Here is a 2,222-nt window from a genome sequence, read left to right as displayed (position 1 = left end):
TCTCTATGGTCAGGTCTATTATGCGGTTATGCTCGTCGTGGCTGAGCGTAGCCGACTCGCCCGTTGTGCCGCAGGGCACGAGCCCGTTGGTCCCACGTTCTATCTGGAATTCGATTAATTTCTTGAGCGCCCCTTCGTCGACCTTTCCGTCCTTAAACGGAGTGACGAGCGCCGTAAATGAACCACTGAACATCCTTCTCCTCCTCGGAAACCGTTATACGTGTTTAAAAGGTTTTTTCCGCATCACGCATCACGCACACGCATCACGGCCCTTTTCCTATATCTCCACCGTGCCTTCAAAGACCTCTTCGGCCGGCCCGGTCATGTAGACGCGGTTTTTCTTCGACGACCAGTGTATCTTGAGATTCCCCCCCCGGAGCCGGACCGTCACGCTGCGGTCGGCAAGGCCGTTTAAGTGGGCCGCCACGGCCGCTGCCGAGGCCCCGGTGCCGCATGCGAGGGTCTCGCCGCTCCCGCGCTCCCAGACGCGCATCTTAAGCCGCTTCCTCGACATGATCTCGACGAACTCGACGTTGGTCCTCTTCGGGAAGAATTTGGCCCGCTCTATTATCGGGCCGAACTCCGTAACGGGAAAGCCGTCCACGTCCTTTACGAATATCACGCAGTGCGGGTTGCCCATCGAGACGCAGGTTATCTTCAGCGTCCTGTCTTTTACCCGAAATGGGCGGCTTATTACCGCCTCGTCCGACCTGACGGGTATGAGCCTGCCCTTGGTGACCGGGCTGCCCATGTCGACCTTTATGAGTTTCCCGGCTTTCTCGGGCCTTATTATCCCGGCGGGTGTCTCTATTTCGAGAGGCGACTTCTTCCTGATCCCCCTCTTCCAGATGTAGCTTGCCAGGCAGCGGATGCCGTTGCCGCACATCTCGACGCGGCCGCCGTCGTTATTGTATATCTCCATCCGGAAGTCGGCACGGCGCGAGCCCTTGAGCAGGATGGCCTGGTCGAAGCCTACGGCGAACCTCCTCCGGGAGAGCTTCTTTACCACCTGTGAGGGGTTTTTTATCGCCCTTCTGCGGCAGTCGATTATGATGAAATCGTTGCCGAGGCCGTGCATCTTCGTGAAGCGCAACTTCATAGTATAATACCCATCCGCGCGGTAACTATCAAGTATAATTACCTTCCTTTTCCCCCCCGGGTTTATTTCCGTTTTTTCCGGGGCCTTATGACCTTCTCTCCCCTTATGAGGTCTTCCACGGTCTCCCGCTTCTTTATTACGAAGAACTCCCGGCCCCTTACCATGACCTCGGCGGCCCTCGGCCGCGAGTTGTAGTTGCCCGACATGGAGAAGCCGTACGCCCCGGCACTCATGACCGCCAGCAGGTCGCCCTGCCTTACGGGGGGGAGCTCTCTATCACGGGCGAGGAAGTCCCCGGACTCGCATATGGGGCCCACGACGTCGGCCGTTACCTTCCTGCCGGGCCTTTTCCCGACGGGCTTTATCTCGTGGTATGAGCCGTAGAGGCTGGGCCTCGAGAGGTCGTTCATGGCCGCGTCCACGACGACGAACCTCTTTGCCGTGCCCTTCTTGGTGTAGAGGACTTTAGTCGCCAGTATTCCCGCGTTCCCGGCGATACTCCTTCCGGGCTCGAATATAAGGGTCACGTCGAGCCCTCGGGTTCCCTTTATAACGGCCTCGCCGTACCTGGAGGGGTGCGCCGGGGCCTCGTCCTTATAGGTTATGCCGAGGCCGCCGCCCATATTGAGGTAGCGTATGTCGATGCCGTCCCGACGGAGGAGCTTTACGAGCGCCTTTGTCTTCTTGAGGGCGTCGGTGAAAGGCGAGAGCTTCGTAATCTGCGAGCCTATGTGGCAGTCCACCCCCACGGCCTCGACGTTCTTCAGGTTCCTCCGGGCGTAGCGGTACTCCCTCACCGCCTCCGCCGTCTCTATCCCGAACTTGTTCTCTTTTAACCCGGTCGAGATGTAGGGGTGCGTTTTCGGGTCCACGTCCGGGTTCACCCTTATGGCGAACCGGGTTTTTTTTCGTAGTTTTTTTGCTATCGAGTCTATCGAGCGCAGCTCCTGCGGGCTCTCGACGTTGAACATGAGGATTTTTTTCTTTATGGCGTACGTTATTTCGTCTTCTCTCTTGCCGACGCCCGAGAAGACGATCTTCGCCGGGTCGGCCCCGGCCTCGACGACCCTGAAGAGCTCCCCGCCCGAGACGATGTCGAACCCCCCCCCTTCGTCGACAAAGG

General features: G+C 58.6%; 3 protein-coding genes. All 3 read right to left on the bottom strand.

Translation table 11 applies throughout. The features are described 5' to 3' along the window. Nucleotides 1-193, bottom strand: a 193-nt coding sequence (locus V3W31_00390) for a dihydrodipicolinate synthase family protein (GenBank protein MEE9613396.1), incomplete at its 3' end; no start/stop codon positions are given. A gap of 84 nt (nt 194-277) precedes the next feature. Then, nucleotides 278-1,093, bottom strand: coding sequence for a diaminopimelate epimerase (gene dapF, locus V3W31_00385; GenBank protein MEE9613395.1), 816 nt, complete (start codon nt 1,091-1,093; stop codon nt 278-280). Between the two features lie 68 nt (nt 1,094-1,161). Beyond that, nucleotides 1,162-2,222, bottom strand: a 1,061-nt coding sequence (gene lysA / locus V3W31_00380) for a diaminopimelate decarboxylase (GenBank protein MEE9613394.1), incomplete at its 5' end; no start/stop codon positions are given.

This window comes from Thermodesulfobacteriota bacterium (genome assembly GCA_036482575.1).
Classification (GTDB): Bacteria; Desulfobacterota; GWC2-55-46; order GWC2-55-46; family JAUVFY01; genus JAZGJJ01.
Note: the sequence above shows the minus strand (reverse complement) of the source record. Positions and strands in the feature narration are given on the sequence as shown.